General features: G+C 66.4%; 31 protein-coding genes, 3 tRNA genes and 1 pseudogene. 19 read left to right on the top strand and 16 right to left on the bottom strand.

The genetic code is table 11. From position 1 onward, the window contains the following. Window position 1: 1 nt before the first annotated feature. The 4 genes from wzm to AU192_RS05965 are packed head-to-tail and all read right to left on the bottom strand — an operon-like array spanning window position 2 to window position 3092. On the bottom strand, window positions 2-832 hold the full coding sequence (wzm, locus tag AU192_RS05980; RefSeq protein ID WP_064394863.1) for a galactan export ABC transporter permease subunit Wzm/RfbD: 831 nt from the start codon (window positions 830-832) through the stop codon (window positions 2-4). After that, window positions 829-1788 (bottom strand): galactofuranosyltransferase GlfT1, encoded by a 960-nt coding sequence (glfT1, locus tag AU192_RS05975; protein WP_064394862.1) that lies wholly within the window; start codon window positions 1786-1788, stop codon window positions 829-831. Before glfT1 ends, wzm begins: the two co-directional genes overlap by 4 nt. Beyond that, window positions 1785-2576, bottom strand: a complete 792-nt coding sequence (wzt, locus tag AU192_RS05970) for a galactan export ABC transporter ATP-binding subunit Wzt/RfbE (protein WP_064394861.1) — start codon at window positions 2574-2576, stop codon at window positions 1785-1787. Before wzt ends, glfT1 begins: the two co-directional genes overlap by 4 nt. A 9-nt stretch (window positions 2577-2585) precedes the next feature. After that, window positions 2586-3092 carry a bacterial proteasome activator family protein gene (locus tag AU192_RS05965; RefSeq protein WP_064394860.1) on the bottom strand — a complete coding sequence of 169 codons (507 nt, stop codon included), beginning with the start codon at window positions 3090-3092 and terminating at the stop codon, window positions 2586-2588. Window positions 3093-3506: 414 nt separating this feature from the next. On the opposite strand from AU192_RS05965, the gene AU192_RS05960 reads away from it, so the two are divergent. Then, the gene (locus AU192_RS05960) at window positions 3507-4703 is read left to right on the top strand and encodes a cysteine desulfurase-like protein (protein ID WP_064394859.1); all 1197 of its coding nucleotides are present in this window, start codon (window positions 3507-3509) and stop codon (window positions 4701-4703) included. Window positions 4704-4711: 8 nt separating this feature from the next. Here the strand turns inward: AU192_RS05960 and AU192_RS05955 are convergent, their stop codons facing one another. Then, entirely contained in the window at window positions 4712-5686 is a 975-nt protein-coding gene (locus tag AU192_RS05955) for an NAD(P)H-quinone oxidoreductase (protein WP_064394858.1), read from the bottom strand. A 78-nt stretch (window positions 5687-5764) separates the two neighbouring features. On the opposite strand from AU192_RS05955, the gene AU192_RS05950 reads away from it, so the two are divergent. After that, complete coding sequence (locus AU192_RS05950) at window positions 5765-6277, top strand: MarR family winged helix-turn-helix transcriptional regulator (RefSeq protein ID WP_064394906.1); 513 nt, start codon at window positions 5765-5767, stop codon at window positions 6275-6277. 48 nt (window positions 6278-6325) lie between these two features. Next, window positions 6326-6412: transfer RNA gene (locus AU192_RS05945), tRNA-Ser, on the top strand. 11 nt (window positions 6413-6423) lie between these two features. On the opposite strand, the gene AU192_RS05940 is transcribed toward AU192_RS05945, so the two are convergent. Next, window positions 6424-6912, bottom strand: a complete 489-nt coding sequence (locus AU192_RS05940) for a glycine-rich domain-containing protein (protein ID WP_082694920.1) — start codon at window positions 6910-6912, stop codon at window positions 6424-6426. Window positions 6913-7048: 136 nt separating this feature from the next. On the opposite strand from AU192_RS05940, the gene AU192_RS26100 reads away from it, so the two are divergent. Beyond that, window positions 7049-7369 (top strand): hypothetical protein, encoded by a 321-nt coding sequence (locus tag AU192_RS26100; protein ID WP_165593271.1) that lies wholly within the window; start codon window positions 7049-7051, stop codon window positions 7367-7369. On the opposite strand, the gene pdxR is transcribed toward AU192_RS26100, so the two are convergent. Next, window positions 7366-8754 carry a MocR-like pyridoxine biosynthesis transcription factor PdxR gene (pdxR, locus tag AU192_RS05935; protein ID WP_278183952.1) on the bottom strand — a complete coding sequence of 463 codons (1389 nt, stop codon included), beginning with the start codon at window positions 8752-8754 and terminating at the stop codon, window positions 7366-7368. The genes AU192_RS26100 and pdxR overlap by 4 nt on opposite strands. Before the next feature lie 43 nt (window positions 8755-8797). Here pdxR and AU192_RS05930 point away from each other — a divergent pair, with 43 nt between their 5' ends. Together AU192_RS05930 and AU192_RS05925 are read left to right on the top strand one after the other, a co-directional pair. Continuing rightward, window positions 8798-9208 (top strand): hypothetical protein, encoded by a 411-nt coding sequence (locus AU192_RS05930; protein ID WP_064394856.1) that lies wholly within the window; start codon window positions 8798-8800, stop codon window positions 9206-9208. Next, complete coding sequence (locus AU192_RS05925) at window positions 9208-10119, top strand: NAD-dependent epimerase/dehydratase family protein (protein ID WP_064394855.1); 912 nt, start codon at window positions 9208-9210, stop codon at window positions 10117-10119. The genes AU192_RS05930 and AU192_RS05925 overlap by 1 nt, the downstream gene beginning before the upstream one ends. A gap of 15 nt (window positions 10120-10134) precedes the next feature. Here AU192_RS05925 and AU192_RS05920 read toward each other — a convergent pair whose 3' ends face one another. The 4 genes from AU192_RS05920 to AU192_RS05905 form a co-directional block, all read right to left on the bottom strand. Next, on the bottom strand, window positions 10135-10638 hold the full coding sequence (locus AU192_RS05920) for an isoprenylcysteine carboxyl methyltransferase family protein (protein WP_064394854.1): 504 nt from the start codon (window positions 10636-10638) through the stop codon (window positions 10135-10137). Window positions 10639-10647: 9 nt separating this feature from the next. Continuing rightward, window positions 10648-11748, bottom strand: a complete 1101-nt coding sequence (locus AU192_RS05915) for a type III polyketide synthase (protein WP_207544907.1) — start codon at window positions 11746-11748, stop codon at window positions 10648-10650. Between the two features lie 152 nt (window positions 11749-11900). Continuing rightward, window positions 11901-12716 carry a crotonase/enoyl-CoA hydratase family protein gene (locus AU192_RS05910; RefSeq protein WP_064394853.1) on the bottom strand — a complete coding sequence of 272 codons (816 nt, stop codon included), beginning with the start codon at window positions 12714-12716 and terminating at the stop codon, window positions 11901-11903. A gap of 31 nt (window positions 12717-12747) precedes the next feature. Continuing rightward, window positions 12748-13182 carry a hypothetical protein gene (locus AU192_RS05905; RefSeq protein ID WP_064394903.1) on the bottom strand — a complete coding sequence of 145 codons (435 nt, stop codon included), beginning with the start codon at window positions 13180-13182 and terminating at the stop codon, window positions 12748-12750. A gap of 40 nt (window positions 13183-13222) precedes the next feature. On the opposite strand from AU192_RS05905, the gene AU192_RS05900 reads away from it, so the two are divergent. Beyond that, entirely contained in the window at window positions 13223-13801 is a 579-nt protein-coding gene (locus AU192_RS05900; protein WP_064394852.1) for a TIGR03086 family metal-binding protein, read from the top strand. A 72-nt stretch (window positions 13802-13873) separates the two neighbouring features. On the opposite strand, the gene AU192_RS05895 is transcribed toward AU192_RS05900, so the two are convergent. Continuing rightward, complete coding sequence (locus AU192_RS05895) at window positions 13874-14347, bottom strand: DUF4334 domain-containing protein (RefSeq protein ID WP_064394851.1); 474 nt, start codon at window positions 14345-14347, stop codon at window positions 13874-13876. Continuing rightward, entirely contained in the window at window positions 14344-15399 is a 1056-nt protein-coding gene (gene hisC, locus AU192_RS05890) for a histidinol-phosphate transaminase (protein WP_064394850.1), read from the bottom strand. The genes AU192_RS05895 and hisC overlap by 4 nt, the downstream gene beginning before the upstream one ends. Before the next feature lie 83 nt (window positions 15400-15482). Here hisC and AU192_RS05885 point away from each other — a divergent pair. From AU192_RS05885 to AU192_RS05870, 6 genes and pseudogenes are all read left to right on the top strand, one after another. Further along, a tRNA-Ser gene (locus tag AU192_RS05885) sits at window positions 15483-15574 on the top strand. Window positions 15575-15619: 45 nt separating this feature from the next. Continuing rightward, window positions 15620-15692, top strand: a tRNA-Arg gene (locus AU192_RS05880). 66 nt (window positions 15693-15758) lie between these two features. Continuing rightward, window positions 15759-15890: pseudogene (locus AU192_RS25895) on the top strand (helix-turn-helix domain-containing protein); the annotation flags it as partial. A gap of 343 nt (window positions 15891-16233) precedes the next feature. Continuing rightward, window positions 16234-17175, top strand: coding sequence for an RNA-guided endonuclease InsQ/TnpB family protein (locus AU192_RS25890; RefSeq protein WP_423202673.1), 942 nt, complete (start codon window positions 16234-16236; stop codon window positions 17173-17175). A gap of 458 nt (window positions 17176-17633) precedes the next feature. Then, window positions 17634-18137 carry a metallophosphoesterase family protein gene (locus AU192_RS05875; RefSeq protein WP_064394849.1) on the top strand — a complete coding sequence of 168 codons (504 nt, stop codon included), beginning with the start codon at window positions 17634-17636 and terminating at the stop codon, window positions 18135-18137. After that, window positions 18130-18543 carry an MmcQ/YjbR family DNA-binding protein gene (locus tag AU192_RS05870; RefSeq protein ID WP_064394848.1) on the top strand — a complete coding sequence of 138 codons (414 nt, stop codon included), beginning with the start codon at window positions 18130-18132 and terminating at the stop codon, window positions 18541-18543. The genes AU192_RS05875 and AU192_RS05870 overlap by 8 nt, the downstream gene beginning before the upstream one ends. A 7-nt stretch (window positions 18544-18550) precedes the next feature. Here the strand turns inward: AU192_RS05870 and AU192_RS05865 are convergent, their stop codons facing one another. After that, window positions 18551-19099 (bottom strand): cupin domain-containing protein, encoded by a 549-nt coding sequence (locus AU192_RS05865; protein WP_064394902.1) that lies wholly within the window; start codon window positions 19097-19099, stop codon window positions 18551-18553. A 51-nt stretch (window positions 19100-19150) separates the two neighbouring features. Between AU192_RS05865 and AU192_RS05860 the strand changes: the two genes are divergently transcribed. Then, window positions 19151-21028, top strand: a complete 1878-nt coding sequence (locus AU192_RS05860) for an alkyl/aryl-sulfatase (protein WP_064394847.1) — start codon at window positions 19151-19153, stop codon at window positions 21026-21028. Between the two features lie 80 nt (window positions 21029-21108). Here the strand turns inward: AU192_RS05860 and AU192_RS05855 are convergent, their stop codons facing one another. Next, window positions 21109-21882: an SDR family NAD(P)-dependent oxidoreductase gene (locus tag AU192_RS05855; protein WP_064394901.1), complete on the bottom strand. Its 774-nt coding sequence runs from the start codon at window positions 21880-21882 to the stop codon at window positions 21109-21111. A 17-nt stretch (window positions 21883-21899) separates the two neighbouring features. On the opposite strand from AU192_RS05855, the gene AU192_RS05850 reads away from it, so the two are divergent. Next, complete coding sequence (locus tag AU192_RS05850) at window positions 21900-22502, top strand: histidine phosphatase family protein (protein WP_064394846.1); 603 nt, start codon at window positions 21900-21902, stop codon at window positions 22500-22502. Window positions 22503-22511: 9 nt separating this feature from the next. After that, a complete protein-coding gene (locus AU192_RS05845) occupies window positions 22512-23546 on the top strand; it encodes a phosphotransferase family protein (RefSeq protein ID WP_064394845.1) in 1035 nt (344 codons plus the stop codon). Here AU192_RS05845 and AU192_RS05840 read toward each other — a convergent pair. Then, on the bottom strand, window positions 23543-23932 hold the full coding sequence (locus AU192_RS05840; RefSeq protein ID WP_064394844.1) for a LapA family protein: 390 nt from the start codon (window positions 23930-23932) through the stop codon (window positions 23543-23545). The genes AU192_RS05845 and AU192_RS05840 overlap by 4 nt on opposite strands. A 121-nt stretch (window positions 23933-24053) precedes the next feature. Here AU192_RS05840 and AU192_RS05835 point away from each other — a divergent pair, with 121 nt between their 5' ends. The 3 genes from AU192_RS05835 to AU192_RS05825 are packed head-to-tail and all read left to right on the top strand — an operon-like array spanning window position 24054 to window position 26782. Beyond that, a complete protein-coding gene (locus tag AU192_RS05835) occupies window positions 24054-24998 on the top strand; it encodes an ABC transporter substrate-binding protein (RefSeq protein ID WP_064394900.1) in 945 nt (314 codons plus the stop codon). Further along, window positions 24995-26104, top strand: coding sequence for an ABC transporter ATP-binding protein (locus AU192_RS05830; RefSeq protein ID WP_064394843.1), 1110 nt, complete (start codon window positions 24995-24997; stop codon window positions 26102-26104). Before AU192_RS05835 ends, AU192_RS05830 begins: the two co-directional genes overlap by 4 nt. Before the next feature lie 3 nt (window positions 26105-26107). After that, window positions 26108-26782: an ABC transporter permease gene (locus AU192_RS05825; RefSeq protein WP_064394842.1), complete on the top strand. Its 675-nt coding sequence runs from the start codon at window positions 26108-26110 to the stop codon at window positions 26780-26782.

Genomic DNA, 26782 nt, shown 5'->3' with positions numbered 1-26782 from the left:
GCTACACCCAGTAGGCGACACGGCCGCGGTACTGCCGCATGGCGAACGCCGCGAAGGTCCAGCCGACCACGGTCAGCACGATCACCACCACCCAGTGACGCAGTTCCTGGTCGGCGCCGAGCAGCGGGGCCCGCACGATGTCGAGATAGTGCAGCAGCGGATTGAGCTCGACGATCTTGGTGTACTGCTCGGCGCCCTGCTGTCGCAGGGTGGACTCGTTCCAGATGATCGGGGTCATGAAGAACAGCAGCTGCACCAGGCTGACCAGCAGCGGGCTGATGTCGCGGTAGCGGGTGGCAAGGATGCCGAAGCACAACGCCACCCAGATGCAGTTGAGCACGATCAGACCCAGCGCCGGGATGACCGCCAGGTCCGTCCACTTCCACGGCTTGGGATAGATCATCGCGATGATCACGAAGATGATCATGTTGTGGGCGAACAGGATCATCTGTCGCCACACCAACCGGTAGACGTGCACCGACAGCGGAGTCGGCAACTGTTTGATCAGACCCTCGTTGGCGACGAACACGTCGGCGCCCTCCAGGATCGCCGCGTTGATCAGGTTCCACACGATCAGACCGAGGGTGACGTACGGAAGATGTTCGGACAGCTCGAGTTTGAACAGTTTCGAGTAGAGCAGACCCATGGCGACAGCGGTGGCACCGGTGGCGATCGTGATCCAGAACGGGCCGAGAACCGAGCGGCGGTAGCGCTGTTTGATGTCCTGCCAGCCGAGGTGCAACCACAGTTCGTGCTTGCCGAAGCCGGCAACCAGGTCGCCCCAGGCCCGGCGCATGGTCTTCGACTGCGCAGCGGCGTCGGTGAACGTCACGGCTGAAGCCTCCCGAACCTCTCCTTGCGGCCCATGCGCCGCAACCGAATCCACTCCATCAACCCGGCGGGGTCGCGGCGCGACACCAGGAAGAACCAACCGAAGCGCGCCCACTCCTGCAACTGCAGACGACGCAGCCCGGGCTGGGACAGCAGATATCCGCGGTTGCGGTAGGTATAGAAGCGCTTGGCAGCGTTTTCCGGAAACTGCGTGTGCATTCGGCCGCCGAGGATCGGTTTGAACTCGTCACCGCCCTGCGGATGCAGGTACACCGCGTCGAGGCAGGTGCCGAACGGTAACCCGGAGCGCACCAGCCTGCGGTGTATTTCGGTCTCGTCGCCGCGCACGAACAGGCGCAGATCGGGCACGCCGGTCGCCTCCAGCGTCGACGCGGCGAACAGCGCACCGTTGAACAGTGATGCGATGCCCGGCAACAGTCCCCCGCAAGCGGGAGGTGCCCCCACTGAACGGGACTCGGTGCGTAACTCGTCGACACGGCGACGCCACACCAGTCCGCGACGCAGGGGGAAGGCCAGCCGCCCGGGATCGTTCATGTCGCAGACCATCGGCGACACCTCCGCAAGTCCGTGGCGGGCGGCGCATGCGATCAGCGTGCCCAGTACCTCCGAGTCGGCCGGGCGGCCGTCGTCGTCGGCCAACCACACCCAGTCCGCGCCGAGCGCCAGAGCATGCAGCATGCCCAACGCGAAACCGCCCGCACCGCCCAGGTTCCGGCGTGATCCGAGATAGGTGGTGGGGATGGGTTGTCCGGCAACCAGTTCGGCGACGCGGTAATCGTCGTCGTTGTCGACGACGATCAGGTGGTCGGGCGCGCGGGTCTGGGCCGACACCGACTCCAGTGACTTCGCTAGGTCGTCGGGACGACGATGGGTGACCACCACCGCGCAGATGACGGGGCTGGTCGGCTCCTCGGGCAAGCCCTCGTCGGCCGTCATCCCTGGCGCGTCTCTTCGAGCACTTCCCGGACATGCCGGGCGGCGTCCTCGCCCTCATAGGCCCGCACGACGTCCTCGATGCCGCCGGTCATCTTGATCGTGCCGTGGTCGATCCACATCGCGGTGTTGCACAGCCGGGCCAGAAACTCATTGGAGTGGCTGGCGAACACCAGGATCCCGGAGCGCGCGACGAGTTCGGCCAACCGGGTCTGCGCCTTCTTCAGGAACTCGGCGTCCACCGCGCCGATACCCTCGTCGAGCAGCAGGATCTCGGGGTCGATGCTGGTCACCACGCCCATCGCCAGACGCACGCGCATACCGGTGGAGTAGGTGCGCAACGGCATCGACAGGTAGTCCCCGAGCTCGGTGAACTCGGCGATCTCGTCGATCTTGGCCATCATCTGCTTGCGCGTCTGTCCCAGAAACAGGCCGCGGATGATGATGTTCTCGAAGCCGGAGATCTCCGGGTCCATCCCGACGCCGAGGTCGAACACCGGCGCCACCCGGCCGCTCACGGTCGCCACCCCCCGGGTGGGCTCGTAGATACCCGACAGCAGGCGCAGCAGCGTCGACTTGCCCGCACCGTTGTGCCCCACCAGACCCACCCGGTCGCCGAGTTCCAGCGACATGGTGATGTCCCGCAGCGCCTCGATGACCACGACGTTGGAGTCGTTGCGCCCGATCGCGCCGCCGGCCTTACCGAGGAACGCCTTCTTCAGCGAGCGTGACTTCGCATCGAAGATCGGGAACTCCACCCACGCGTTGCGGGTCTCGATATGTGGGACCAACGCATGCCCCTACAGGTACTGCCCGGTCCCCGGATGCGACGGACCGCCGCCGCGTATCGCCACTCCCGGTGGCAGCGCGCCTTGGCCCCGCATCTGCTCCAGCTGCTGTCGCGCCGCCATCTGCTGGGCGAACAGCGCGGTCTGGATGCCGTGGAACAGACCCTCCAGCCAGCCCACCAGCTGGGCCTGCGCGATGCGCAGCTCGGCGTCCGAGGGTACGGCCTCTTCGGTGAACGGCAGCGTGAGCCGCTCGAGTTCGTCGCGCAACTCGGGGGCCAGGCCGTCCTCGAGTTCGGTGATGCTCGTGCGGTGGATCTCCCGGAGCCGATTGCGGCTGGCCTCGTCGAGCGGAGCTGCGCGCACCTCCTCGAGGAGCTGCTTGATCATGGTGCCGATCCGCATCACCTTCGCCGGTTGCTCGACGAGGTCGGTCAGCGACCTGCCGTCCTTTTCCTCGTCGGTCTCGGCTCCGGTGTCGGCTCCGCTGATGATCTCGATGTTGTCGTCGTCGGTCATACTCCCTGCGTTCCCTCTAATCTCCACGGCATTCGTCGCGCAAGCCTCGCGTTGCCCTCGACCGCGAACCAACTAGCGACACTAGTCCGGTCCTGCGCGGGGCGGTCCTCACGCTGCGCGCGAGCCGACTTCGTCCGGTGACCGCAAACCGGTCCGTCGATGGCCTTCGGCGACCGAGCAAACGGCTTCACTGGGTGCCACCATGTTTAATATGCGTAATCGTTAACCCCGTCGCGCTTCGTGGACGTGCCGCGGGGGTGACCAGCAACGACAACGGGTTTAGCACTCCGAACGCCAAGGTCACTGGACTAGTATGGCTGCCCAGCAGACCCAGTCCGACATGGCGGGTCGGGCCGAGTATCGGCCAGAATCGTGTGAGTTCGCGAACTCACGGACGCTCGAAGGTGGGCTGGCATGGCATACGACGTCGCCCGGGTGCGCGGTTTGCACCCCTCTCTGGGCGACGGATGGGTGCGTTTCGACGCCCAGCACGGCATGTTGTTGCCCGACACCGTCGGCCGAGCGGTGTCCACGGCGTTCCGCGGGTCGATGCCCACCCCGGTCGGTCCACATCCGTCGGCCCAGCGCAGCGCAGCGGTGCTGGAGGCCGCCCGGCTGGCCGTGGCTGATCTGGTCAACGCCGACCCCCGCGGGGTGGTCTTGGGAGCCGACCGCGCGATCCTGTTGACCTCGCTGGCGGACGCGTCATCCTCGCGTGTCGGGCTCGGTTACGAAGTGGTGGTCACCCGTCTCGATGACGAGGCGAACATCGCGCCGTGGCTGCGTGCCGCGAATCGCTATGGGGCCAAGGTGAAGTGGGCCGAGGTCGACATCGAGACCGGCGAACTGCCCAGCTGGCAGTGGGAAAGTCTGATCACCAAGCCGACCCGCTTGGTCGCCATCACTTCTGCCTCTTCGACTTTGGGCACCGTGACCGACCTGCGCGCGGTGACGAAGCTGGCCCACGATCAGGGAGCGCTGGTGGTCGTCGACCACTCCGCGGCCGCGCCCTACCAGTTGATCGACATCGACGAGATCGACGCGGACGTGGTGGCGGTCAACGCGTTGGCGTGGGGTGGTCCGCCCATCGGAGCCCTGGTGTTTCGCGATCCGACGCTCATCGACTCCTTCGGTTCGGTATCGCTGGATCCGCATGCGACGGGAGCGGCGCGGCTCGAAGTCGGCGCGCACCAGTTCGGTCTGCTGGCCGGAGTGGTGGCCAGCATCGAGTACCTGGCCTCCCTCGACGAGAACGCGCGCGGTACACGCCGCGAACGCCTCGCGATCTCGATGCACTCTGCGAACGCCTATATGAGCCGGCTTTTCGACTATCTGCTGATCTCGCTGCGCTCGCTGTCGACGGTGATGGTCATCGGTGCGCCCGAATCGCGAATCCCCGTGCTCAGTTTCGCGGTCAACGGCGTGCCCGCCGAGCGGGTGGTTCAGCGCCTGGCCGACAACGGCATCCTGGCGATATCGAATGTGAGTTCGCGCGTGCTGGACGTGATCGGCGTCAACGACATCGGCGGCGCGGTGACGGTCGGACTGGCGCACTACACGACCACCGCCGAGGTCGATCAGCTGGTGCGCGCGCTCGCTTCGCTGGGCTGACGGCCGCGCTAATCCGCTACGCGCAGAAGCACTTTCCCTGATACCTCGCCCGACTGCAGAAGCTCGTGCGCCGCCCCGGCTTCCTGCACCGGGTACTCCGCACCGATGATCGGGCCCACCTCACCGCGTTCGATCATCGGCCACACGTTGGCCACCACCGCGGCGACGACGTCGCTCTTGCTCCCCTTGCCGCTCACCGGGCGCGCGCGAAGAGCGGTGGCGATGACGCCCGCGCGCTTGCCGAGCAGCTTGCCGATGTTGAGTTCGGCCTTCACACCGCCCTGCATCCCGATGATCACCACCCGACCGTCGTTGGCGAGCGCATCGATGTTGCGGTCGAGGTAGGCCGCGCCCATGATGTCGAGGATCACGTCGGCGCCGCCCTCGGCCCTGACGCGTTCGACGAAGTCCTCGTCGCGGTAGTTGATCGTCACCTCGGCCCCGAGCTCGGCGCACAGGTCCAGCTTGTGGGCGGACCCGGCGGTTACCGCCACGCGGCAGCCGAGCGCGCGGGCCACCTGGATCGCGTGGGTGCCGATGCCGCTGGCACCCCCGTGTATGAGGACGAGCTGGCCCGCCGTCAAGCCCGCGGTCATCACCAGGTTCGACCACACGGTGCAGGCCACCTCGGGTAAACCGGCAGCTTCGTGCAGCGGCACAGACTCCGGAACCGCCATCACCTGCCCGGCCGGCACAGCCACATAGTCGGCGTAGCCCCCGCCCGCCAGCAACGCGCAGACCTGTTGTCCGACCGTCCAATCGGAGGCCTTCTCGCCGACCGCCGCGACCGTTCCCGAGACTTCGAGGCCGAGGATTTCGCTGGCGCCCGGCGGCGGCGGGTATTTGCCCACGGCCTGCAAAAGGTCGGCCCGATTGATGCCGGCAGAGGCGACCTTGATCAGAATTTCGCCCTCGTCCGGCGTGATGTCGGGAACCTCTTGCCAGGTCAATCGGCCCTCCGGGCCGGCGACGATTGCATGCATCCCGATAACGCTACTAGCCTGCGTCGACAGTCTCACGAATTAGTCGCCAGCAATGTGATGGCCGTTTACTATGGCCGCATGGAGGGGATTATTGCGGGTCGTACCGCGGGGGATATGCCGGGGCTGGACATCGCGGAGCAGCGGTCCTGGCAAAATTTTTTGGATGCCGCGCTCCGGCTGTATGCGACCTTGAATCGGTCGCTGGTGGATAAGCATCATCTGACGCTCAACGACGTCAGACTGCTCGACATCCTGGACAAGTCACCGACGGGATCGGCCCGCATGGGCGATCTCGCCGAGGGCTTGATGTCGTTGCCGAGCCGGGTCACCCGGCAGATCCGCCGCCTGGAGATGCAGGGCCTGGTTCGCCGGGGGGCCAGTCCCGACGACGGCCGTGGCGTGCTCGCCAGCATCACCGACGAGGGGCGGACCGCGGTACGCGACGCGATGGTCACCTACGGCGAGAGCGTGCGGGCGCACTTTCTCGACCGGCTGTCGCGGCCCCAGGTCGCGGCGATCGGTGAGAACTGCAGGCGGATCAGCGTCGGGCTCAAGAACGGGTCAATGAACGCCAAGCTCGGCCGCGTCTGAGGGGATTCGCCGTCGCGACGGTGTGAGCCGCCCCGTACTCTTGTCGGCGGTGGCGTGGCAGAGCGGCCTAATGCACTCGCCTTGAAAGCGAGAGACGGCTAACACCGTCCGGGGGTTCAAATCCCTCCGCCACCGCTGGTCTCACCTCAGCTTCGATTGGTCACTGCCGACTCGACCGTGGTGACCAGGGCGGCATCGACGCCCCATGGCTCGTCCACCCCGACACGCTCGTCGAGATCCCACAGGACGCACTTCTCGCCCGGCATCGCCACCATCGACCACGCGACGACGGTTCTGCGGAGCTGTTCGCCCGGCGGGTCGACAAGAGCATTCGGGGGCGCACCACCGTCGGGGTGGTGGTGTAGAAATCGGCCGTATGCATCCGTGCAGAACGTCGAATACCTTGCGGTGCAGAGGATCAGACCGTGCCATGCCTCGTCGACGGCGCGGGAGGGCATCCCGATCACCTGGTCGTCACGTAGCGCAGGCGCGCAACATCGCAGCCACTGCCGCAGACCGACCGCTATGAGCTCACGCGGTTGCCACGGGCACGTCTTGAACACCGCCTCGGGCAACTCGAGCCGGGCGACGGCGGCATATAGCCGATCGGAGTCACTCCTGCGTGACCGCAGCACAGAATCACTGTAGGCGCGGCGTGGGCCGTTGAACATAAGCGGTGGCCGGGCCGCCACTCTGGCGGATGGTGTTCCTCACCGAATCCACACCAAATCGAGAGCATCTCGGGGACCGGGCGCGGCGTAGCATCCCTCTATGAGTACAGCGGTGGTAGTGATCACCGTCTCGTTGGTGGCGGTGATCCTCGTTGGCGCGGCGGTGATCTTGCTCGTAGCTAGTCGCGTCGGCCAGCGCCGCGGTGAGTCGGCGGGGGACCGATACCGCAGGGAGATGGGAAATCTCCACAGTCTGCGCAACAGGCGGATGACAAAGGCGCAACGGCGTCGAAAGCGTTGGGCGGCGGGAACTGCGGCGGCAGCCGGTCTCGGCTACACCGACTCCGGTGGCGGCTGGGACGGCGGAGGTTGCGGTGGCGGCGGCTGTGGCGGTGGAGGTTGTGGCGGCGGCGGAGCTTAGGGCATAGCGCCCGCCAACACTCGCACGCCCAAATCGATCTGGGACTCAGTGAGATTGGCGTAGCCGAGAAGCAGGCCAGGCGGCGCCGAGGCGGGGTCGGCGTAGCACGGTGCGAGCGGTTCGACCCGCACACGTTGTTCGGCGGCCAGCCGTACGAGGCCGTCGATCGGGAACCCGTCGGGGAAGCGCACCGTCAGGTGGACACCGGCCGCGGCGCCGAGGACGGTCGCTTGCGGCAGGTGCCGGCCGAGTGCCCCCAGCAGGGCATTGCGGCGGATCAGGTACCGGCGCCGCATCTGGCGCAGATGCCTGTCGTATCCGCCTGATCTCAGCAGCTGCGCGAACGCCAACTGGTCCATCACCGAACTCCCGGTGTCCGCAAGACCTTTGGCCACTTTGACCGCGCCGACGAGATGTGCGGGCAGCACCATCCAGCCGATGCGGAGGCCGGGCGCCAGGGTCTTGCTGGTCGAGCCGACGTAGATGACGCGGTCGGGCGCGATTCCCTGCAACGCGCCGACGGGTGCCCGGTCGTAGCGGTATTCGGCGTCGTAGTCGTCCTCGATCACCAGATGGCCGGCTCGGACCCAGTCCATCAGCTCGGTGCGCCGCGCGGCCGACAGCACGACCCCGGTCGGAGACTGGTGCGCGGGGGTGGCCAGCACTGCGTCGGCACCGCTGGCCGCCAGCGCGCCGACATCGAGCCCGTCATCGTCGACCGGAACAGGCAACGGTTCGATACCGTTGTTGCGCAGCACCATTCGGTGCAGCCAGAATCCCGGGTCCTCCATGGCCAATGAGGATGTGGGCAATGACCGGGCGAGCAACGCGATGGCCTGTGTCGCTCCGGAGCACAACACGATGTGTTGTGGTTCGGCGAGCACACCGCGGACGCGTCGCAGATAGTCGGCCACCGCGACGCGCGTGGTGAACAGCCCCTGAGGCGCCGCGTAACCGAACGCATCCGGGCCGATCTCGGCCAGCCCCTGCTTCAGCGCCCGCAGCCAGGCATCGCGAGGAAAGCTGTGCAGATCCGGCGACCCCGGCAGGAAGTCGACGTCGTAGCGGGCCGTCGGCCCGGCCTCACCGCGGGAGGGCCGGTCGACGGTGTCAACCGTGGCGACCACGGTGCCCGACCCGTGCCTGCTGTGCAGGAACCCTTCGGCGACGAGTTGACTGTAGGCATCGACCACGAGCCGACGGGACACTCCCAGGTCGGTGGCGAGCAGGCGACTGGACGGCAGGCGGGTGCCCGGCGTGAGGCGGCCCGTTCGGATGGCCGTCCGCAGTCCGTCAGCCAGTTGGCGGTGCAACGGATCGGTGGCGTCGCGGTCGAGTTCCAGCAGCAGCTCCGGACCCGAAGTGGTACCCGATTTCGCTGTCAAAGTGGTGCCTATCTTGAGGCCAGTGGCGAACTAGCGTGACCGTATGACATCGACACCGACGCGCACAAGGGCGGGGTTCGTCGAGGTGACGCTCATCGTGTTCGGGCTTTACGCCTTGTCCGTGGGGCTGTTCATGATGTTCGCCCCTGGCGCGTTCTTCGACACGCTCGGCAACTTCGGCACGCGCAATGACCACTACATCTTCGACAACGCCACCTTCGAGATCCCGCAGGGGCTCATGCTGCTCGCCGCGGTCCGGTGGCCGCGGTGGCGCACTCCCGCACTGGCATTCGCGACGCTGCACTGGGCGCTGCACTCGCTCAGCCACATCATCGACCCGCACCACGGAGCGGGTGACTGGATCGGGTGGCTGGAGGCCGGCGGTCTGGTGTTCACCACCGTGATCCTGGCGATCGCATTGCGCGCCAGCGTCATCGCCGATAGGAGGCCGTGATGCGAGTTCTGGTTGCCGGCGCGACGAGTGTGCCCGGTGTCCCGCTGCTGCGTGAACTCGTCACCTGCGGCCACGAGGTCGTCGGGCTGACGCGGTCACCGAACAAGGCGGGCGCGATCACGGCTGCGGGCGCCAGGCCGGTCGTCGCCGACGTGTTCGACGGCGACGATATCGACAAGGCGGTCGCCGACTTCGGTCCGGAGGTGGTGGTTTCGCTGCTGACCACGCTGCCGAAGCGGGGACCGATGCGGGTCAGCGACTTTGAGCCCGCGAGAAGACTGTGGGGTACCGGTGCACCGAACCTGCTGGCCGCGGCGCAACGTGCCGGCGTCCGACGCGTCGTCGCCGAATCCGTGATGTTCGCCTACGGCTATCCGACCACCGGTCCGGCGTTGCTGGACGAGAGCGATCCCTACCCCGGACCGGCCCCGCGTGGCGGAGAGGCGATGCTGGCCGCGCTGCGCGGGATGGAGCAGAAGGTCCTGGCGTCCGGTGGACACAGTGACACCGAGGGAATCGTGTTGCGCTACGGCGCTTTCTACGGCCCGGGCGTGCCGCACGACGAGTTGTTCGCGCGGATGGCGCGATTCCGCGTGGCGCTGGACATGGGTGGTAGCGGCATCGTGTCCTGGATCCACATCGACGACGTCGTGAGTGCTACCGCGGCCGCGCTCGACCGTGGACGGGGCGGCGAGATCTACAACATCGTCGACGACCGACCGCAGTCCTTCAACGGCTATATCCGGGAGCTCGGCGAGAAGCTCGGGCGGCCTCGACAGCTGCGAATCCCGCGTGCGGCGGTCAAACTCGCCGCGCCCTACGGCGTCACCGCGTTCGGCGACACCTGGCTTCCGCTGTCGAACGCCAAGGCCAAAGCCGAACTCGGGTGGACGCCCGTTCCTCGGGTCTGACTCCTCGGCCCCGGCTCACCCGTACCCGAGCGCGGCGTTCTCGGCCCGGATGCGGACGTTGAGCACCAGGGCGTTGGCGGCGGTGAAGACGACCGCGGTCAGCCACGCCGAGTGGACCAGCGGCAGGGCCGCGACCTCGACCACCACCGCGGTGTAGTTCGGGTGGTGCAGCCACCGATACGGGCCGCGGTGCACGAGCGGCGCTCCCGGGATCACGATGAGCCGGGGGTTCCACCGTCTGCCCAACACTGCGACGCACCACCACCGCAGCGCTGTGCTCGCGCAGACGATGGCCACCATCGGCCATCCGAGCAGGGGGATGAACGGTCTGTGCAGGACCGCCACCTCGGCGATACACGACGCGAGCAGCAGCGTGTGCATGCCGACCATCACCGGATAGTGGCCTTGGCCGAATTCCCTGCCGCCGTTGGCAAGAGACCACCGCGTGTTGCGCCATGACACCACCAACTCGGCCAGTCGTTCCAGTCCGATCGCGAGGATGAACAGGTAGTACGCCATGTCGATTTCTCACCACTTCAGCAGGAGCAGCTCGAAGCTGAAGCCGGGACCCATCGCCAGCAACACGCCGAACGATCCTGGGGCAGGTGGCGAGGCGAGCGTGCGGTGCAGCACATCAAGCACCGACGCCGACGAGAAGTTACCGTTCTCCCGCATCGAGTTTCGGCTGTGGGTGTTGGCTTCCGGCGGCAGGCCGATCGCGTTGTCGATCGCATCCAGCACCTTGGGACCGCCGGGATGGCAGATCCACGCGGCGATGTCGCCCACCGTGAGGCCGTGGTCACCGAGGAACCGGGTGACCTCCTCGTCGAGGTAGTTCGCGGCCATGTGCGGGACTTCGCGAGACATCACCAGCCCGAAGCCATTTGAGGTGACGTTCCACCCCATGACGTCGACCGTGTCCGGAAACAGCCGGCTCCTGGTCGCGAGCAGCGCGGGCGCGTGCGCGATCGTCGGTGGAATGCGGTCGGCGCCCGAGACCACGACCGCCGCCGCGCCGTCGCCGAAGAGGCAGGCACCGATCAGGGCGGGGATCGACGTGTCGTCGCGTTGCAACGTCAGTGAGCACAGTTCGACGGACAGCAGGACCGCGACGTCGGAGGGAAAGCCCCGCAGGTAGTCGTGCACGCGTGACATGCCGGCTGCGCCTGCGACACAACCCAATCCGAACAACGGTATCCGCTTGACGTCTGGTCGCAACCCGATCCGGGATGCCACCCGAGCGTCGACGGTGGGCACGGCGACGCCGGTGCTCGATACGAACACGATGGCGTCGACTTCATCCGGCGCGACGTGTGCCGCCTCGAGCGCGGACCGCACGGCCCGCTCCCCGAGGTCGACGGCCACCTCGATGTAGGCGTTGTTCGCCTCGGTGAAGCCCGACAACTTCGGGTAGCGAGATAGCGGAAGCGAGAGACTGCGGCTCTGCACACCACTGCTCTGCGCGAACCGGAGGAACTCCGGGCCGCCGATGCCGGTGAGCATCGAAGCGACGTCACTTTGTTCGTAGCGATTTGAGGTGAACGCCACCGCGGTGCCCTCGATTCGGGGTGCACTGATTCGTTGGATCGCGCTGCGATTGAGCGACGCGAAATCTGTTGTATCTGTCATGTCGTGCAGAACGCCGCTGCAGCCAGGAATGGTGCCCAAGGTGACGCATCGCACAGCGATACCGCTGAAATCGATTGCGCTAGAAGGGATTCGGTACTACCGATTTCTGAAAGCGAGCAGGGAACGCGGTGGGAATGTGCTGGGAATCAACGCTATTCGCCGGTGAACTTCGGCGGGCGCTTCTCGAACATCGCGGTCACCGCCTCGCCCAGATCCTTCGATGGCAGGAACGCCGAATTCCACGCGGCCACATAGCGCAAGCTCTCCGACACCCGGGCGATGCGCTGCTGATCGAGCACATCCTTGATGCCGTACACCGTCAGCGGCGGGTTGGCGGCGATCTCGGCGGCCGTGGCGTGCGCCCCCGCAAGCGAGGCGTCGGCGTCGTCGTAGACGTCGTTGATTAGACCGATCTTTTCGGCGCGGGCAGCGTCGATGTCCTTGCCCGTCAGCGTCAGTTCGCGGAGATGCCCGTCGGACAGGATGAGCGGGAGCCGCGCCAGCGAACCCACGTCGGCGACGATCGCCAGCTTCACCTCGCGGACGGAGAACTTCGCGTCGGCACTGGCGTAGCGGATGTCCACGGCGCTGATCAGGTCTACGCCGCCGCCAATGCACCAGCCGTGCACCGAGGCGATGGTGGGGGTGCGGCAGTCGGCGACCGCGTTGATCGCGCCCTGCATCTTCGTCAGCGTGGTGTGGAATCCGAGGCGGCCCTTGGCGCCGGCATCGCGACCGGGCATGGTGGCGCCCATCGCGGCCAGGTCGAGCCCGTAGCTGAAGTTGCGGCCCGAGCCGGTCAGCACGATCGCGCGCACCTCCGGATCGGCGTCGAGCGTCCCGAACACCTCGGGCAACTCGGCCCAGAACGCCGGGCCCATGGCGTTGCCCTTGCCTGGCCCGATCAGCGTCACCCGCGCGACGTGATCGGAGATGTCAACGGTGACGGATTCGTAGGTCTCGCCCATGGGGCAACACGCTAGTTCGTCACGGCGCAGGTCACGGCGGCGGCTTGCCCAGGAGCACCTCGTTCACGGTGGCGCTGGGCAGGAACTGGCAGGCGGCGTCGACCAGCATCTGGCCGATGCCCTCCCCGTCGGGACCGAGCGGGTTGCCCTCCTGGTTGAGGATCTCACGGATCACCGCGACCTGGGTCGCCTCGTCGAGCCCGTTGTACTCCGAGCACTGCATGGACAAGGCGTTCGGCGGCGCGGGGACGACCGGGACGTCGGTGTTGCGTGTGGGCAGGGGAATGTCGGGAAGCCCGATATCGGGCAGCCCAGGAATCGACGGCGACGTCGGCCGCGCCGGGGAGGTCAACGGCGGCCCCGGCTCGGTGGTCATCGCGACGGAGCCCTCCGTGGTGCGCTGGCATCCCGTCGCGACCCCGACGAGAACCAGCGCCACTGCCGCCACTCGCACGTGCGTTTTCATCACGGCAACGATATGCCCATCGGCGACGTAGCGTGGCGTCATGCCCGACGACTTGCGTGCCGGACCCGATTCGCCGCCGACCGACGAACTGCGCAGCGCGGAGAAGTCGTTCGCCGTGTTGCAGCACGTGCTGCACGGCATCGCCGCCGACGATCTGCACAAGCAGACGCCGTGCCGAGAGTTCGACGTCGCAGCGTTGACTGACCACCTGCTGAATTCGATCACCATGCTCGGCGCGATGGCGGGCGCGCAGTTCACTGAGCGCGACCGCGACGCGCCGATCGAGCAGCAGGTGGTGTTCGCGGCGCGCTCAGCGCTGGACGCCTGGCGGCGGCGGGGGCTGGACGGCACCGTGGACTTCGGCGGGAACGACGTGCCGGCCCGGATGATGGTCGGCGTGCTGTCGATCGAGTTTCTGGTGCACGCGTGGGATTACTCGGCGGCGGTCGGGCGCGACGTCAACGCGCCCGAGTCGTTGTCCGATTACGTGCTGGGGCTGGCCCGCAAGATCATCACGCCGGAGGGTCGGGTCAACGCCGGTTTCGACGATCCGATCGACGTGCCCGCCGACGCCGGGGCGCTGACCCGGTTGCTTGCCTACACCGGTCGGCAGCCCTAGCCGTTTCGCGAGACGTACACCAGGGCTGTAGATCGGCCGCCCCTCACGACCCTGATGTTCGTCTCGCGAGCGCTATACCCGCTCGAGGTAGAAGTACAGGTGCCTGGGTGTACCGGAGCTGGTGTCGAGCGCGCCCTTGCCGTTCATGATGCCGACGACGGCGTTCTCGTCGACGACCTTGAAGTGGTCGTGCACGGGTGCGCCGTCGTAGACCATCGAGGCCGTCACCTCGCCGCGAAACTCCTCCATCCACAAACTGGCCTCACCCTTCATCGCCTCGGTGTTGGAGAACTTGTTGCCGTCGGCGTCCAGGCACACCAGAGGTTTGGCGTCGGTGGCGGAGTGGAAGGTCTTGCCGAACCAGTTGAGCCGCCCCATGAACCCGTTGGCCTTGTGGCCGGTGTGGAATTCGCCGCCCTTCCACTCGCCGATCATGAAGTCGATGGTGGCGGGCTGCAGCGTCGCCCAGAACTCGTCGAGTTCGGCATCGGAGATGGTGCCGGTGCGCTCCTTGAGCTCGGCGAAGGTCTCGCGGGCGTCGCTCATGACTGTCCAATCCATCGGCGGGCGAAATCGAGGAACGCATCGTTCTCGTGGGTCGCGGCGACGGTGACGCGCACTCCGTCGTCGCCGTAGGGCCGCACGATGATGCGGTTGTCCGCCGACGCCTCGGCGAACTGCTGGGCCTGCCCGGGCAAGGGGAGCCAGACGAAGTTGGCCTGCGAGTCGGGCACGGTGTAGCCGGCTGCGCGCAGTTCCGCGGTGACTCGGGCGCGTTCGGCGACGACGGTGTCGGTGCGCTCGAGCAGTTCGTCGGCGGCGTCGAGGGATGCGATCGCGGCGGCCTGCGAGACGCTGGTCGCGGTGAACGGCACGTACACCTTCCCGATCGCGGTGATGAGGTCCGGGTCGCCTACGGCGTAACCGACCCGCAGACCGGCCAGGCCGTAGGCCTTCGAAAACGTTCGTAACACAACGAGGTTGGGATGGGCACGAACCAGACCCAGGCTGTCGGGCACCATCGGCTCGCGGATGTATTCGACGTAGGCCTCGTCCAGCGCGATCGCGATATGCGGCGGCACCGCGGCGACGAAGCGGGCGAGCGCGTCGGGCGTCACGACGGTGCCCGTCGGGTTGTTCGGATTGCACACGAAGATCAGCCGCGTGCGGTCGGTGATCGCGGCCAGCATGGCGTCGAGGTCGTGCGTGTGGTCGGTCAGCGGCACCGGCACCGGTGTGGCCCCCGCTGTTCGCACCTGCAGCGGGTAAATCTCGAAGCTGCGCCAACCGAACAGCACCTCGTCGCCGACGGTCGAGGTGATCTGGATCAACTGCTGACACAGGCTGACCGACCCGCAGCCCACTGAGATGTGCTCGGGGGCGAAGTTGACGTGTTTGGCGAGCCGCTCGCGAAGCTCGACGTAGCCGTTGTCCGGGTAGCGGTTGATGTTGTCGACGGCGCCGGAGATCGCGGCCCGCACGCTCGGAAGCGGGGGACCAACGGTCTCGTTGCTGGCGATCTTGATTGCGCCGGGAACGGTCCGGCCGGGGGTGTAGGCGGGCAGATCAGCCAGTTCGGGGCGCAGCCGGACGGTCACTGCACCAGTTTATGGGTCGGCCGAATGCGCTTTGCCTCGCGCGGTAGCCCATGTGTACGCTGTCGGATCGGCGGTAATCGTCGGGAGGCGTGCCAGAGCGGCCGAATGGGGCTCACTGCTAATGAGTTGTCGCCCTCAAAGGCGACCGGAGGTTCAAATCCTCTCGCCTCCGCCACGGCTGACCCGTCAGCCGCACAACTGAACACTGAAGAAAGATCATGCGCCCGTAGCTCAACGGATAGAGCATCTGACTACGGATCAGAAGGTTGGGAGTTCGAGTCTCTCCGGGCGCGCCCATTGAATCGGTTCCATCCGCCGGTAACTGGGGGCATGTCGGACCCTCGTGAAACGCTCCGCTCATGGTTCGTGGGGAAACAGCAAGCGAGCACTGCGGCACCGACCCTTATGCAAGCGGGTCAGTAATCCGGGCGTACCGATTCGCGCTCGATCCCGGACCGCTGCAAGAAGAGCAGCTGCGATCACACTGTGGTGCACAGCGGTTCGCGTACAACTGGGCTTTGCGCCTAGTCAAAGCAAATCTGGAGCAGCGGTCAGCGGAGCGCACGTACGGAATCGCTGACAGTGAACTGACCCCAGCGCTGAACTGGTCGGCATATAGCCTGCGTAGAACGTGGAACACCATCAAGGACGACGTCGCGCCATGGTGGCGGGAGAACTCGAAGGAGGCGTACTCCTCCGGTCTGGCCAACCTGGCGACAGCGTTGAATAACTGGGCTGTCTCTCAATCAGGCGATCGCCAGGGAAGACCGATGCGATTCCCTCGGTTCAAGACCAAGAAGAGTCAACTGTCGTGCCGATTCACTACTGGCGCTTTTGGTCTCGTCGATACAGATCGGAGGCACGTCAAGCTGCCCCGTATCGGGCGGGTTCGCACGCACGAATCGACTCGAAAACTCGCCCGACGCGTCGACAGAGGATCGGCGCGGATCAGGTCGGCTACTGTCTACCTATGCCCGCGGCCGATGGTTCGTCGCCTTTTCCGTCGAGGTATACGACTCTCCCGCGCCTGGAACACGTTCGCGTCCCGTCGTCGGCGTGGATTTCGGTCTCTGCAATCTCGCGGTGCTGTCAACCCCTGTTCCGGGCATCTCCGATACCCACGGAGTGATCCCGAACCCGGTTCTATACGAGGGCTCGCTGAAGAAACTGCGTCGGTTGCAGCGCAAGGCCGCTAGGCGCATCGGGCCGGAGCGTCGTACTGGAAGAGCTCCGTCTCGCCGGTGGGCACGGGCCATGTCAGATGTTGAGCGCCAGCATGCTCGGATCGCAAATCATCGGGCCGCCACTTTGCATCGGTTGACGACCGCTCTTGCGGAACGCTTCGAGGCTGTCGTGATCGAAGACCTCAACGTCGCGGGCATGCTGCGCAACCGGCAGCTGGCGCGCCGGATTTCTGCTGCGGGTTGGGGTGAACTGCGACGACAGTTGGAATACAAGACTTGCTGGAGGGGAGGAACCTTGCTGGTCGCTGACCGGTTCTACCCCAGTTCCAAGACCTGTTCGGGGTGCGGCGCGGTGAGAGCCAACCTGCGTCTGTCCCAGCGGACGTTCTCCTGCGATGCATGTGGGATGTCGATGGATCGCGATCGAAACGCTGCCCGCAACCTGGCCGCACTGGCGCACCGGGTCGCTGGTGGAGCGTCCTCCCCGAGTTGCGGGGCGACGAAAAACGAGCCCGCTGGAAACCCACGGGAAGACGGCCGTCGTGGCCGTGGGTACTGCCACGGGAAGCCCCTTGAGGGCAACGTCGCGTGAGAAATCACCCGACTGCCAGCGGCTTGCGGCCTTTATCCGCAATCGCAGCAACGGTTCGAATCCCTTCGGGCGCGCTCTCGTGTTTGGCGACACCGGTTAACAGTGGCTGGACGGGTATCACTGCCCATGGCCACCCATCGTGAACCGCCGCAGAGCGTCGATCCGGATGCAATAGTGGCGGGCCGCCGAGGCCCGAGAGCGCGCGGCGCACGAAGAACTCTCTCAGCCCAGAGCTTCGAGCGATCCGCTGAGCGACACGGTGCTCGCCTCCGCGCAGCAGGACGCCAATTAGACGCGGCATACCCGCCCCCGAAGCCAACGAGCAGTCATCGGCTCGCCACCGCCCCGGCCGCCGAGGAGGACCGCGACATGGCGCAGCGAAAACGCGAGCAATCGGAGGCGGAACTGTCACCCGACCCAGAGGGTTGATCCCGGGGGCCGCCACTAGATTGGCAGCCATGCGGCTGTTGTTGATCGCCGATACTCACGTTCCCAAGCGCGCCAAGGACCTGCCCGCGCGGGTGTGGGACGAAGTGACGAGGGCAGACGTCGTCGTGCACGCAGGCGACTGGGTGGAGCCGTCGTTGCTCGACGCGCTCGAGGCTCGCGCCAAGCGCCTGGTCGCGTGTTGGGGCAACAACGACGGCGCCGAACTGCGCCGCAGACTGCCCGAACGCGCCGATGTCACACTCGGCGGCCTGCGCTTCACCGTCGTCCACGAGACCGGCGCCGCGACCGGGCGCGAGGCCCGCATGGCCAAGGCCTATCCGGACACCGACGTGCTGATATTCGGCCACAGTCACATCCCTTGGGATACGACGACGAAAACCGGTCTGCGACTGCTGAACCCGGGTTCGCCGACCGACCGGCGGCGCCAGCCCCACTGCACGTACATGACGGCCACCGTGCGCAACGGCTCGCTCACCAACGTCATCCTGCACGCCTTGGAACGCCGTGCGTGACCGGCCGGCGCGGGTCGCCGACGTCCACGAGCTCGCTGCTTCGATGCCGTACGTCAAGCGCATCGAGGGCCCCAAGGGCAACCCGATCTACCAGGTTGGCGGCAAGTCGTTCGTGTTCTTCCGCACTCCTCAGCCCGACGCCGAGGATCCGGAGACCGGCGAACGCTACACCGACGTGATCATGATCTGGGTGGAATCGGAGATGGACAAGCTGGCGCTCGTCCAAGATCCCGACTCGCCGTTCTTCACCACCGACCGTTTCGAGGGCCATCCCTCGGTTCTGGTGCGCGCCAGCAGGTTACGGGAGATCGGGAAGGTCGAACTGACCGAACTCGTCCAGGACGCGTGGCTCTCGCGCGCTTCGAAACGCCGGGCCGATCGGTGGTTGGCCGAGCACCAGGACTGACGAGAAGCTACTTCGGCGGGACGTTCGCGTGCTCGGCGCCGCAGATGAACACGGCCATCCGGGCCGGTGTGTCGCCGGGGTTCTTCCAGCGGTGCCGCGTCCCGTTTTGCACGACGGTGTCGCCCGGTTGCAGGGTCACTTCGGCTCCATCGTCAAGTTCGAGCACGACGGTGCCCTCGAGCACCACCTCGAAGTCGACGGTGTCCGTGGTGTGCATGCCCGGGTCCGTGTAGTCCATGTAGCCGAGCATTCCCGGCAGCTTCTCCTCCATCTCGGCCATCGCCTCGTTGATGTCGAGGGCCTCCGGGGCTTGGGTGCCGTGCGACTGCGGCAGCGTCAGCATCGCAAACCGGAAACCACCGATCGGCGGAAAGTAGTTGTGCCACTGGGGCATCGAACCGTCGTCGGGAAATCGGCACGTCTGGTCGCTGCCCCACAGCAGATGGTTCTCGAAGCCAGGCATCAACTTCGTCTGAATCGGAGCGAGGCTGTCGTCGCTGACGAAGACGGACTTTCCGGACGAATCGTGACCGGTCACCACTCGGCGTATCTGCATGGGGTCAGTGAACCAGCCCCGCGCCGACGTGGGGATGAATATCGTGTCGCCATGCAGCAGAAACCCCCCACCGAGGTCATCGAGTCCGCACACCGCGAGCACCTCACGGCCCTGCCGTTCGACGACACCGCGGACTTCGACAACGCCGACCGCGGGTTCATCGCCGCCTCGGATCCCTGTGTGATCAAGGCGGCTGACGGTCGGGTGGTCTGGGACAACGACACGTACTCGTTCCTCGATGCGGACGCCCCGCCGTCGGTGCATCCCAGCTTGTGGCGGCAGAGCCGGCTGTGCGCCAAACAGGGTCTTTACGAAGTAGTCGAGGGCATCTATCAGGTGCGCGGATTCGACCTGTCCAACATCACCTTCGTCGAGGGCGACACTGGCGTGATCGTCATCGACCCGTTGATCTCCACGGAGACCGCCGCTGCGGCGCTGGCGCTCTACCGCGAACACCGCGGAAATCGTGCGGTCAGCGCCGTCATATATACCCACAGCCACGTCGACCATTTCGGCGGCGTTCTGGGTGTCACCTCTCAGGCCGACGTGGACGCGGGCCGCGTCGCGATCATCGCGCCCGAGCACTTCACCGAACATGCCGTGCAGGAGAACGTGTACGCGGGCACCGCGATGGGCCGTCGAGCGAGCTACATGTACGGCGCATTGCTGGCGCGTGGACCGCAGGGGCAGGTGGGATGCGGGCTGGGACAGGTGACGTCGACGGGTGAAGTGGCGCTGATCGTTCCGACGGTCGACATCCGGCAGACCGGCGAGACGCACACCGTCGACGGCGTCGAGATCGAGTTCCAAATGGCGCCGGGCACCGAGGCGCCCGCCGAGATGCACTTCTACTTCCCGAAGTTCCGCGCGCTGTGCATGGCCGAGAACGCCACCCACAACCTGCACAACCTGCTGACGCTGCGCGGCGCGCTGGTGCGTGACCCGCACGGATGGGCCGGTTACCTCACCGAGGCGATCGACGCGTTCGCCGACCGCACCGACGTCGTGTTCGCATCCCACCACTGGCCGACGTGGGGACGCGACCGCATCGTCGAATACCTTTCGTTGCAACGGGATCTGTACGCCTACTTACACGACCAGACGCTGCGCCAACTCAACCAGGGGTTCACCGGCATCGAGATCGCCGAGGACTTCGCGCTGCCGCCTGCGTTGCAGAACGCGTGGCACGCACACGGCTACTACGGCTCGGTCAGCCACAACGTCAAGGCGGTCTATCAGCGCTACATGGGCTGGTTCGACGGCAACCCGGGGCGGTTGTGGGCGCATCCGCCACAAGCCGCAGGCCCTCGCTATGTCGAGGCGATGGGTGGTCTGGATCGAGTGGTCGAGATTGCGCGAGGGGCCTTCGAGCAAGGTGACTACCGTTGGGCAGCAACGCTCTTAGACCATGCAATGTTCACCGACGAGCACCACGGCGCTGCTCGGGAACTCTACGCCGACACACTCGAACAGTTGGCCTACGGCGCGGAGAACGCGGTGTGGCGCAACTTCTTTCTCTCGGGAGCGACCGAGCTTCGCGATGGCAACTTCGGCACCCCGACCCAGACCGCGTCGACGTCGATGGTGATGCAACTGGCGCCCGAACAGATCTTTGACGCACTCGCGATCACCGTGAACGGCCCGCGGGCATGGGATCTCGATATCGCCATCGACGTCACCTTCCTCGACACCGACACCAATTACCGGTTGACGCTGCGCAACGGTGTGATGGTGCACCGCAAGGTTGCCGCCGATGCGACCTCGGCTCAGGCGACCGTCAAAGTGGCCACCAAGCTCCGTCTGCTCGCGCTCGCGGCGGGCGACGACAGCTCACTCGGCCTCGACATCTCCGGCGACACCGGCGCCCTGCAGTCGCTGATCGGTGTGCTGGATCGCCCAGACCCGGCGTTCAATATCGTCACGCCGTAACTCCATTGCGCCGAGTGTGGGGTCGATGCACGCTTGCCAGCGTCAGGGCGTGCGGGTAACCCACGTTCGGCGGAAGACGGTTAGGGCATGCCGCCGTCGACGCGGATGATCGAACCCGACGTGTAGCTCGACGCGTCCGACATCAGATACAGTGCGGCGCCGACGATCTCGGGTGGCTCACCCAGCCGCTGCAACGCGAAATGCTGCGCACCCTTCTGCGTCGCGGGGATGTCCCAGGCCTTGCTGATGTCGGTGAGGAACGGGCCCGGCATCAGCGTGTTGACCCGCACCGTCGGGCCGTACGCCAGCGCCAGTCCCTCGGTCAGCGCATTGAGCCCCGCCTTGGCGGCCGAGTAGGGGAGCTGCTCGGGGCGGGGTCGGCGCGAACCGCTCGAGCTCACGTTGATGATCGAGCCGCCGCCATCGGCGACCATGCGCTCACCGACCAGCGTCGACAACCGGAACGGGCCCTTGAGGTTCAGGTTGACCACCGAGTCGAACAGCTTCTCCGTGACCGAGGGGAGCGACTCGTACAGCGGCGACATCCCGGCGTTGTTCACAAGCACATCCACCTTGCCGAACCGCTCGTAGGCCGCGTCGACCAATCCGTTGAGCTCATCCCAGCGCCCGACGTGCACCTGGTAGGGCAGCGCGGCGCGGCCGGTCGCCGAGGCGATCTCTTCGGCCGTCGCCACACACGAGTCGTACTTGCGGCTGGCGATCACCACGTCCGCGCCGCACCGCGCAGCGGCGAAAGCCATCTCCTTGCCAAGCCCCCGGCTTCCGCCGGTGACCAGCACGACGCGGTCGGAGAGGTCGAAGAGCTCGGTCGCGAAATCCTTGTCGGCACTCATGGCCATATGGTGGCACGGTGCAGTTGCTCATCATTCGACATGCGTTGCCGCTTCGCAGCGAACCGGGGCAGGGCTCCGACCCCGACCTGTCCGAGGAAGGCATCGAACAGGCAAAACGCCTGCCCGACGCGTTGGCGCGCTTTCCCATCTCACGGTTGGTCAGCAGTCCGCAGAAGCGGGCGATCCAGACCGCCGAGCCGGTCGCTGAGGCTCTCGGCCTCTCGATCGACATCGACGACCGGCTCGCCGAGTACGACCGAGACCTCTCGCACTACACGCCGGTCGAGGAGATCTCCGAGGAGGACATGCGACGCCTGGCCAACGGTGAGCTGCCCAGCGGCGTCGATCAGTCGGCGTTCATCGCCCGGGTCAAGGCCGGGGTCGACGACATCGTCAAGGCCGCCGACCGGGAGGACACCGTCGCGCTGTTCAGCCACGGCGGCGTCATCAACGCCGTGGTCCACGACGTGATGCGCACCGAGCGCCTGCTGTGCGTGCAGGTCGACTACGCCGGTATCACCCGGGTGTTGTGGTCGTCGTCGCGCGAGGCGTTCTTCGTCGCGGGAGTCAACTCCACCGAGCACGTATGGGACCTGCTGCCCAGAAATCAGCAGTGGTAGACAAGTCCCGTGACTCCACCGCCGACCTCACCGGAAGGGCTCGACCTCGACGCCCTCGACCGTCATCTGCGTTCGGAGGGCATCGCCCGCTCCGGTGACCTGCGCGCCGAGTTGATCTCCGGCGGCCGCTCCAACCTGACTTTCCTGGTGTTCGACGACCAGTCGAAGTGGGTGCTGCGCAGGCCGCCGCTGCACGGTTTGACGCCGTCGGCACACGATATGGCCCGCGAGTACAAGGTGATCTCGGCGTTGCAGAACACCGCCGTGCCCGTCCCTCGCGCGGTGACCATGCGCAACGACGACTCGGTGCTCGGCGCACCGTTCCAGATGGTCGACTACGTCGAAGGGCGGGTCGTCCGGCACACATCCGAACTCGAGGCCCTCGGCGACAAGTCCGACATCGAGGCCTGTGTCGACGCGTTGATCAAGGTGCTCGCCGACCTGCACGCCCTGGACCCCGAGGAGGTGGGCCTCGGCGACTTCGGCAAGTCCACCGGATACCTCGAGCGCCAGGTGAAGCGCTGGGGTGGGCAGTGGGAGCTGGTGCGCCGAGAGGACGACGAACGCGACGACGACGTCAAGCGGCTGCACACCGCGCTCGGGGAGACGATCCCGGCGCAGAGCCGCAGCGCGATCGTGCACGGCGACTACCGCATCGACAACACGATGCTCGACGCCACCGACGGCAGCAAGGTGCTCGCGGTGCTGGACTGGGAGATGTCGACCCTGGGCGACCCGATCAGCGACGCGGCCCTGATGTGCGTGTACCGCCACCCCATGTTCAACCTGGTGCACGCCGACGCGGCGTGGGCGTCACCGCTGATTCCACCGGCAGATCAACTCGCGCAACGGTATTCGGTGGCATCGGGTCAGCCGCTGGACCATTGGGAGTTCTACATGGGCCTTGCGTATTTCAAGCTCGCGATCATCGCGGCCGGCATCGCCTACCGCGGCCGGGTGGGCGGTGCGCCGCCGGACTTCGTCACGATGGTCGACGACGCGGTCGCTCCGTTGATCGACGCCGGACTCGAGTCGTTGCGCTAGCGGAGCGCGGCTTTGTAGTTCTTCTTGGCGGCGCGACGCAGCTGGACCATGCGTGCTGCCCCCGCCAACGCCGTGATCAGGCCGCCGCACACCGCGGCGAACAGAATCGCCACACCCCTCGGCATGAACCAGTTCCAACCGAGGAAGGCGAACTCGGTCGATTCGGTGTTCTGCGCGATGAATATCAGCAGCAGGATGAGGATGAGGAAGCCTGCGATCACTGCCGACCAGAGCGCGGCCGCACGGGTGAAATGGACCTTCTTGACCGAGGGTGCGGTGCGATCGGCGATCTCGCCGTCCGTCGGCGGAACCGGCGGCCCGGGATTGGGTGGACCGTAAGGTTCCGGTTCGTTCTGCGCTGACGGACCGTACGGATCGGTGCTCATGGGTCCAAGTTTGCCCCTTCCCGGCCCCGACAAACGGCATTTGACGTGGACGGTCGAATCGCGGGCCGGACAAACCGCGCGTAGCTGCGGCGATGCCGATACTGTCGAATTCATGACCTCGATGCCGCGACGCCGGCGCCGGCGGTTCGTCGCGGCGGTGATGGTTCTCGCGCTCCTGATGAGCACGGCTTGCGGCAGCTCGAACCCCCTCGGCGGCGGCGAGATCTCCGGTGACCTCAAGACGATCGCGGTGGGGTCCGCGGACTTCACGGAGTCCAAGATCATCGCCGAGATCTACGCTCAGACCCTGGAGGCCAACGGCTTCACCGTGCGACGGCAGTTCGGGATCGGCAGCCGCGAGACCTACATCCCCGCCGTGCAGGACCACTCGATCGACCTGATCGGTGAGTACACGGGCAACCTGCTGCAGTACTTCGACGAGGACACCACGGCCACCACCCCCGACGCGGTCCTGCTTGCACTGCTCAAGGTGCTGCCCGGTGATCTGTCGATCCTGTATCCGTCTCCGGCGGAGGACAAGGACACCCTGGCGGTGACCGAGGCGACCGCGCAGCGGTGGAACCTCAAGACCATCGGCGACCTCGCTGAGCACTCGCCGGAAGTGAAAGTCGGTGGGCCATCGGAGTTTCAGACGCGGATCACCGGTCTGGTGGGGCTGAAGGAACGGTATGGGCTCGACATCGCACCGGCCAACTTCGTCGCCATCAGCGACGGTGGCGGGCCGGCGACCGTGCAGGCGCTCACCAGCGGGACGATCACCGCCGCCAACATCTTCAGTACGTCACCGGCGATCGAGAAGAACAATCTCGTCGTGCTCGAAGACCCCGAGAACGTGTTCCTCGCGGCCAATGTCGTGCCGTTGGTTGCATCGCAGAAGATGTCCACCGAACTCAAGACGGTGCTCGACGCGGTCAGTGCGAAGCTGACCACCGAGGCTCTGATCGAGCTCAACACCTCGGTCGAGGGAAACCGCGGCATCGACCCCGACGAAGCGGCGCAGAAGTGGATCGCGGAGAACGGATTCGACAAACCGGTGCAGAAGTGATCGAGTTCTCCAACGTCACCAAGCGTTACCCGGACGGCACCGTCGCGGTCGACGACCTCACCCTCGAGGTGCCCGAGGGAACGTTGACGGTCTTCGTCGGCCCGTCGGGCTGCGGCAAGACCACGTCCATGCGGATGATCAACCGGATGATCGAGCCCACCTCGGGCACCCTGACTGTCGACGGACGCGACGTCACCAAGGCGGACCCGGTCAAGCTGAGGCTCGGCATCGGCTATGTGATCCAGAGCGCGGGCCTCATGCCACACCTACGGGTAGTCGACAACGTCGCCACCGTCCCGGTGTTGCGGGGTGAATCACGGCGCAGCGCACGGCGATCCGCGCTCGAGGTGATGGAACGGGTGGGTCTGGACGTCAAGCTCGCCGACCGCTATCCGGCGCAACTGTCCGGTGGTCAACAACAGCGTGTCGGGGTGGCGCGCGCGCTGGCAGGCGACCCGCCGATCATGCTGATGGACGAACCGTTCAGCGCCGTCGACCCCGTCGTGCGAGAGGAGCTGCAGGCCGAGATCGCCCGTCTGCAAAGCGAACTGCACAAGACCATCGTCTTCGTCACCCACGACATCGACGAGGCGGTCAAGCTCGGCGACCGCGTGGCGGTGTTCGGCCGCGGCGGGGTGCTGCAGCAGTACGGCGAGCCGTCGTTCGTCCTGTCCAATCCGGCCAACGAGGAGGTGGCCGCGTTCGTCGGCGCCGATCGTGGATACCGCGGCCTGCAGTTCTTCCACGCGTCGGGCCTGCCGCTGCACGACATCGGCCACGTCGACGAACGCGATGTCGAAGCGCTGGAGTTGAGGCCCGGCGATTGGAGGCTGGTCACCAAGGACGACCGGAAACCGTTCGCCTGGATCAACGCCGCCGGTGTGGCCCTGCGCCGCACCGGAAAGTCGCTCTACGACAGCACGATCGCCGGCGGTTCACTGTTCCGGCCGGACGGGACGTTGCGCAACGCGCTCGACGCCGCGCTGTCCTCGCCGAGCGGGATGGGGGTCGCCGTCGACGACGACGGCCGGGTGATCGGCGGGGTGAAGGCCGACGACGTGCTGGCCGAACTCGACAAGCAACGCCGGGTCCCGGAGTTGGGCTAGCGGATGCGCTATCTGCTCACACACCTCGACGATCTGTGGGCGCTGACGGTGATCCATCTGCGCCTGTCGCTGATTCCGATCGTGCTCGGCCTGATCATCGCCGTACCGGTGGGCGCCGCGATCCAGCGCACCACCACGGCGCGGCGCCTGACCACGATCACCGCCAGCATCGTCTTCACCATCCCGTCGCTGGCGCTGTTCGTGGTCCTGCCGCTGATCATCCCCACGCGCATCCTCGACGAGGCGAACGTGATCGTGGCGCTGACGCTCTACACCGTGGCCCTGCTGGTGCGGGCGGTGCCGGAGGCGCTGGACGCGGTGTCGCCGACGGTGCGCGACGCCGCGACGGCGGTCGGATACCGGCCCCTGACGCGGATGATGAAAGTCGAACTGCCCCTGGCGGTTCCGGTGCTGATCGCCAGCTTGCGCGTGGTCGCCGTCACTAACATCTCGATGGTCGCGGTCGGATCGGTGATCGGCATCGGCGGGCTGGGCACCTGGTTCACCGAGGGTTACCAGGCGAACAAGAGCGATCAGATCATCGCGGGCATCATCGCGATCTTCGTGCTCGCGATCGTCATCGACACCCTGATCATGCTGATCGGTAAGGCGCTCACTCCGTGGACGCGCGCGACCCGTGGGGTGCCGGTGTGGCGCAGGCTCAAGGCGGCGTCGTGA

The sequence above is a fragment of the Mycobacterium lehmannii genome, from assembly GCF_001499925.1.
Taxonomy (GTDB): domain Bacteria; phylum Actinomycetota; class Actinomycetes; order Mycobacteriales; family Mycobacteriaceae; genus Mycobacterium; species Mycobacterium lehmannii.
Note: the sequence above shows the minus strand (reverse complement) of the source record. Positions and strands in the feature narration are given on the sequence as shown.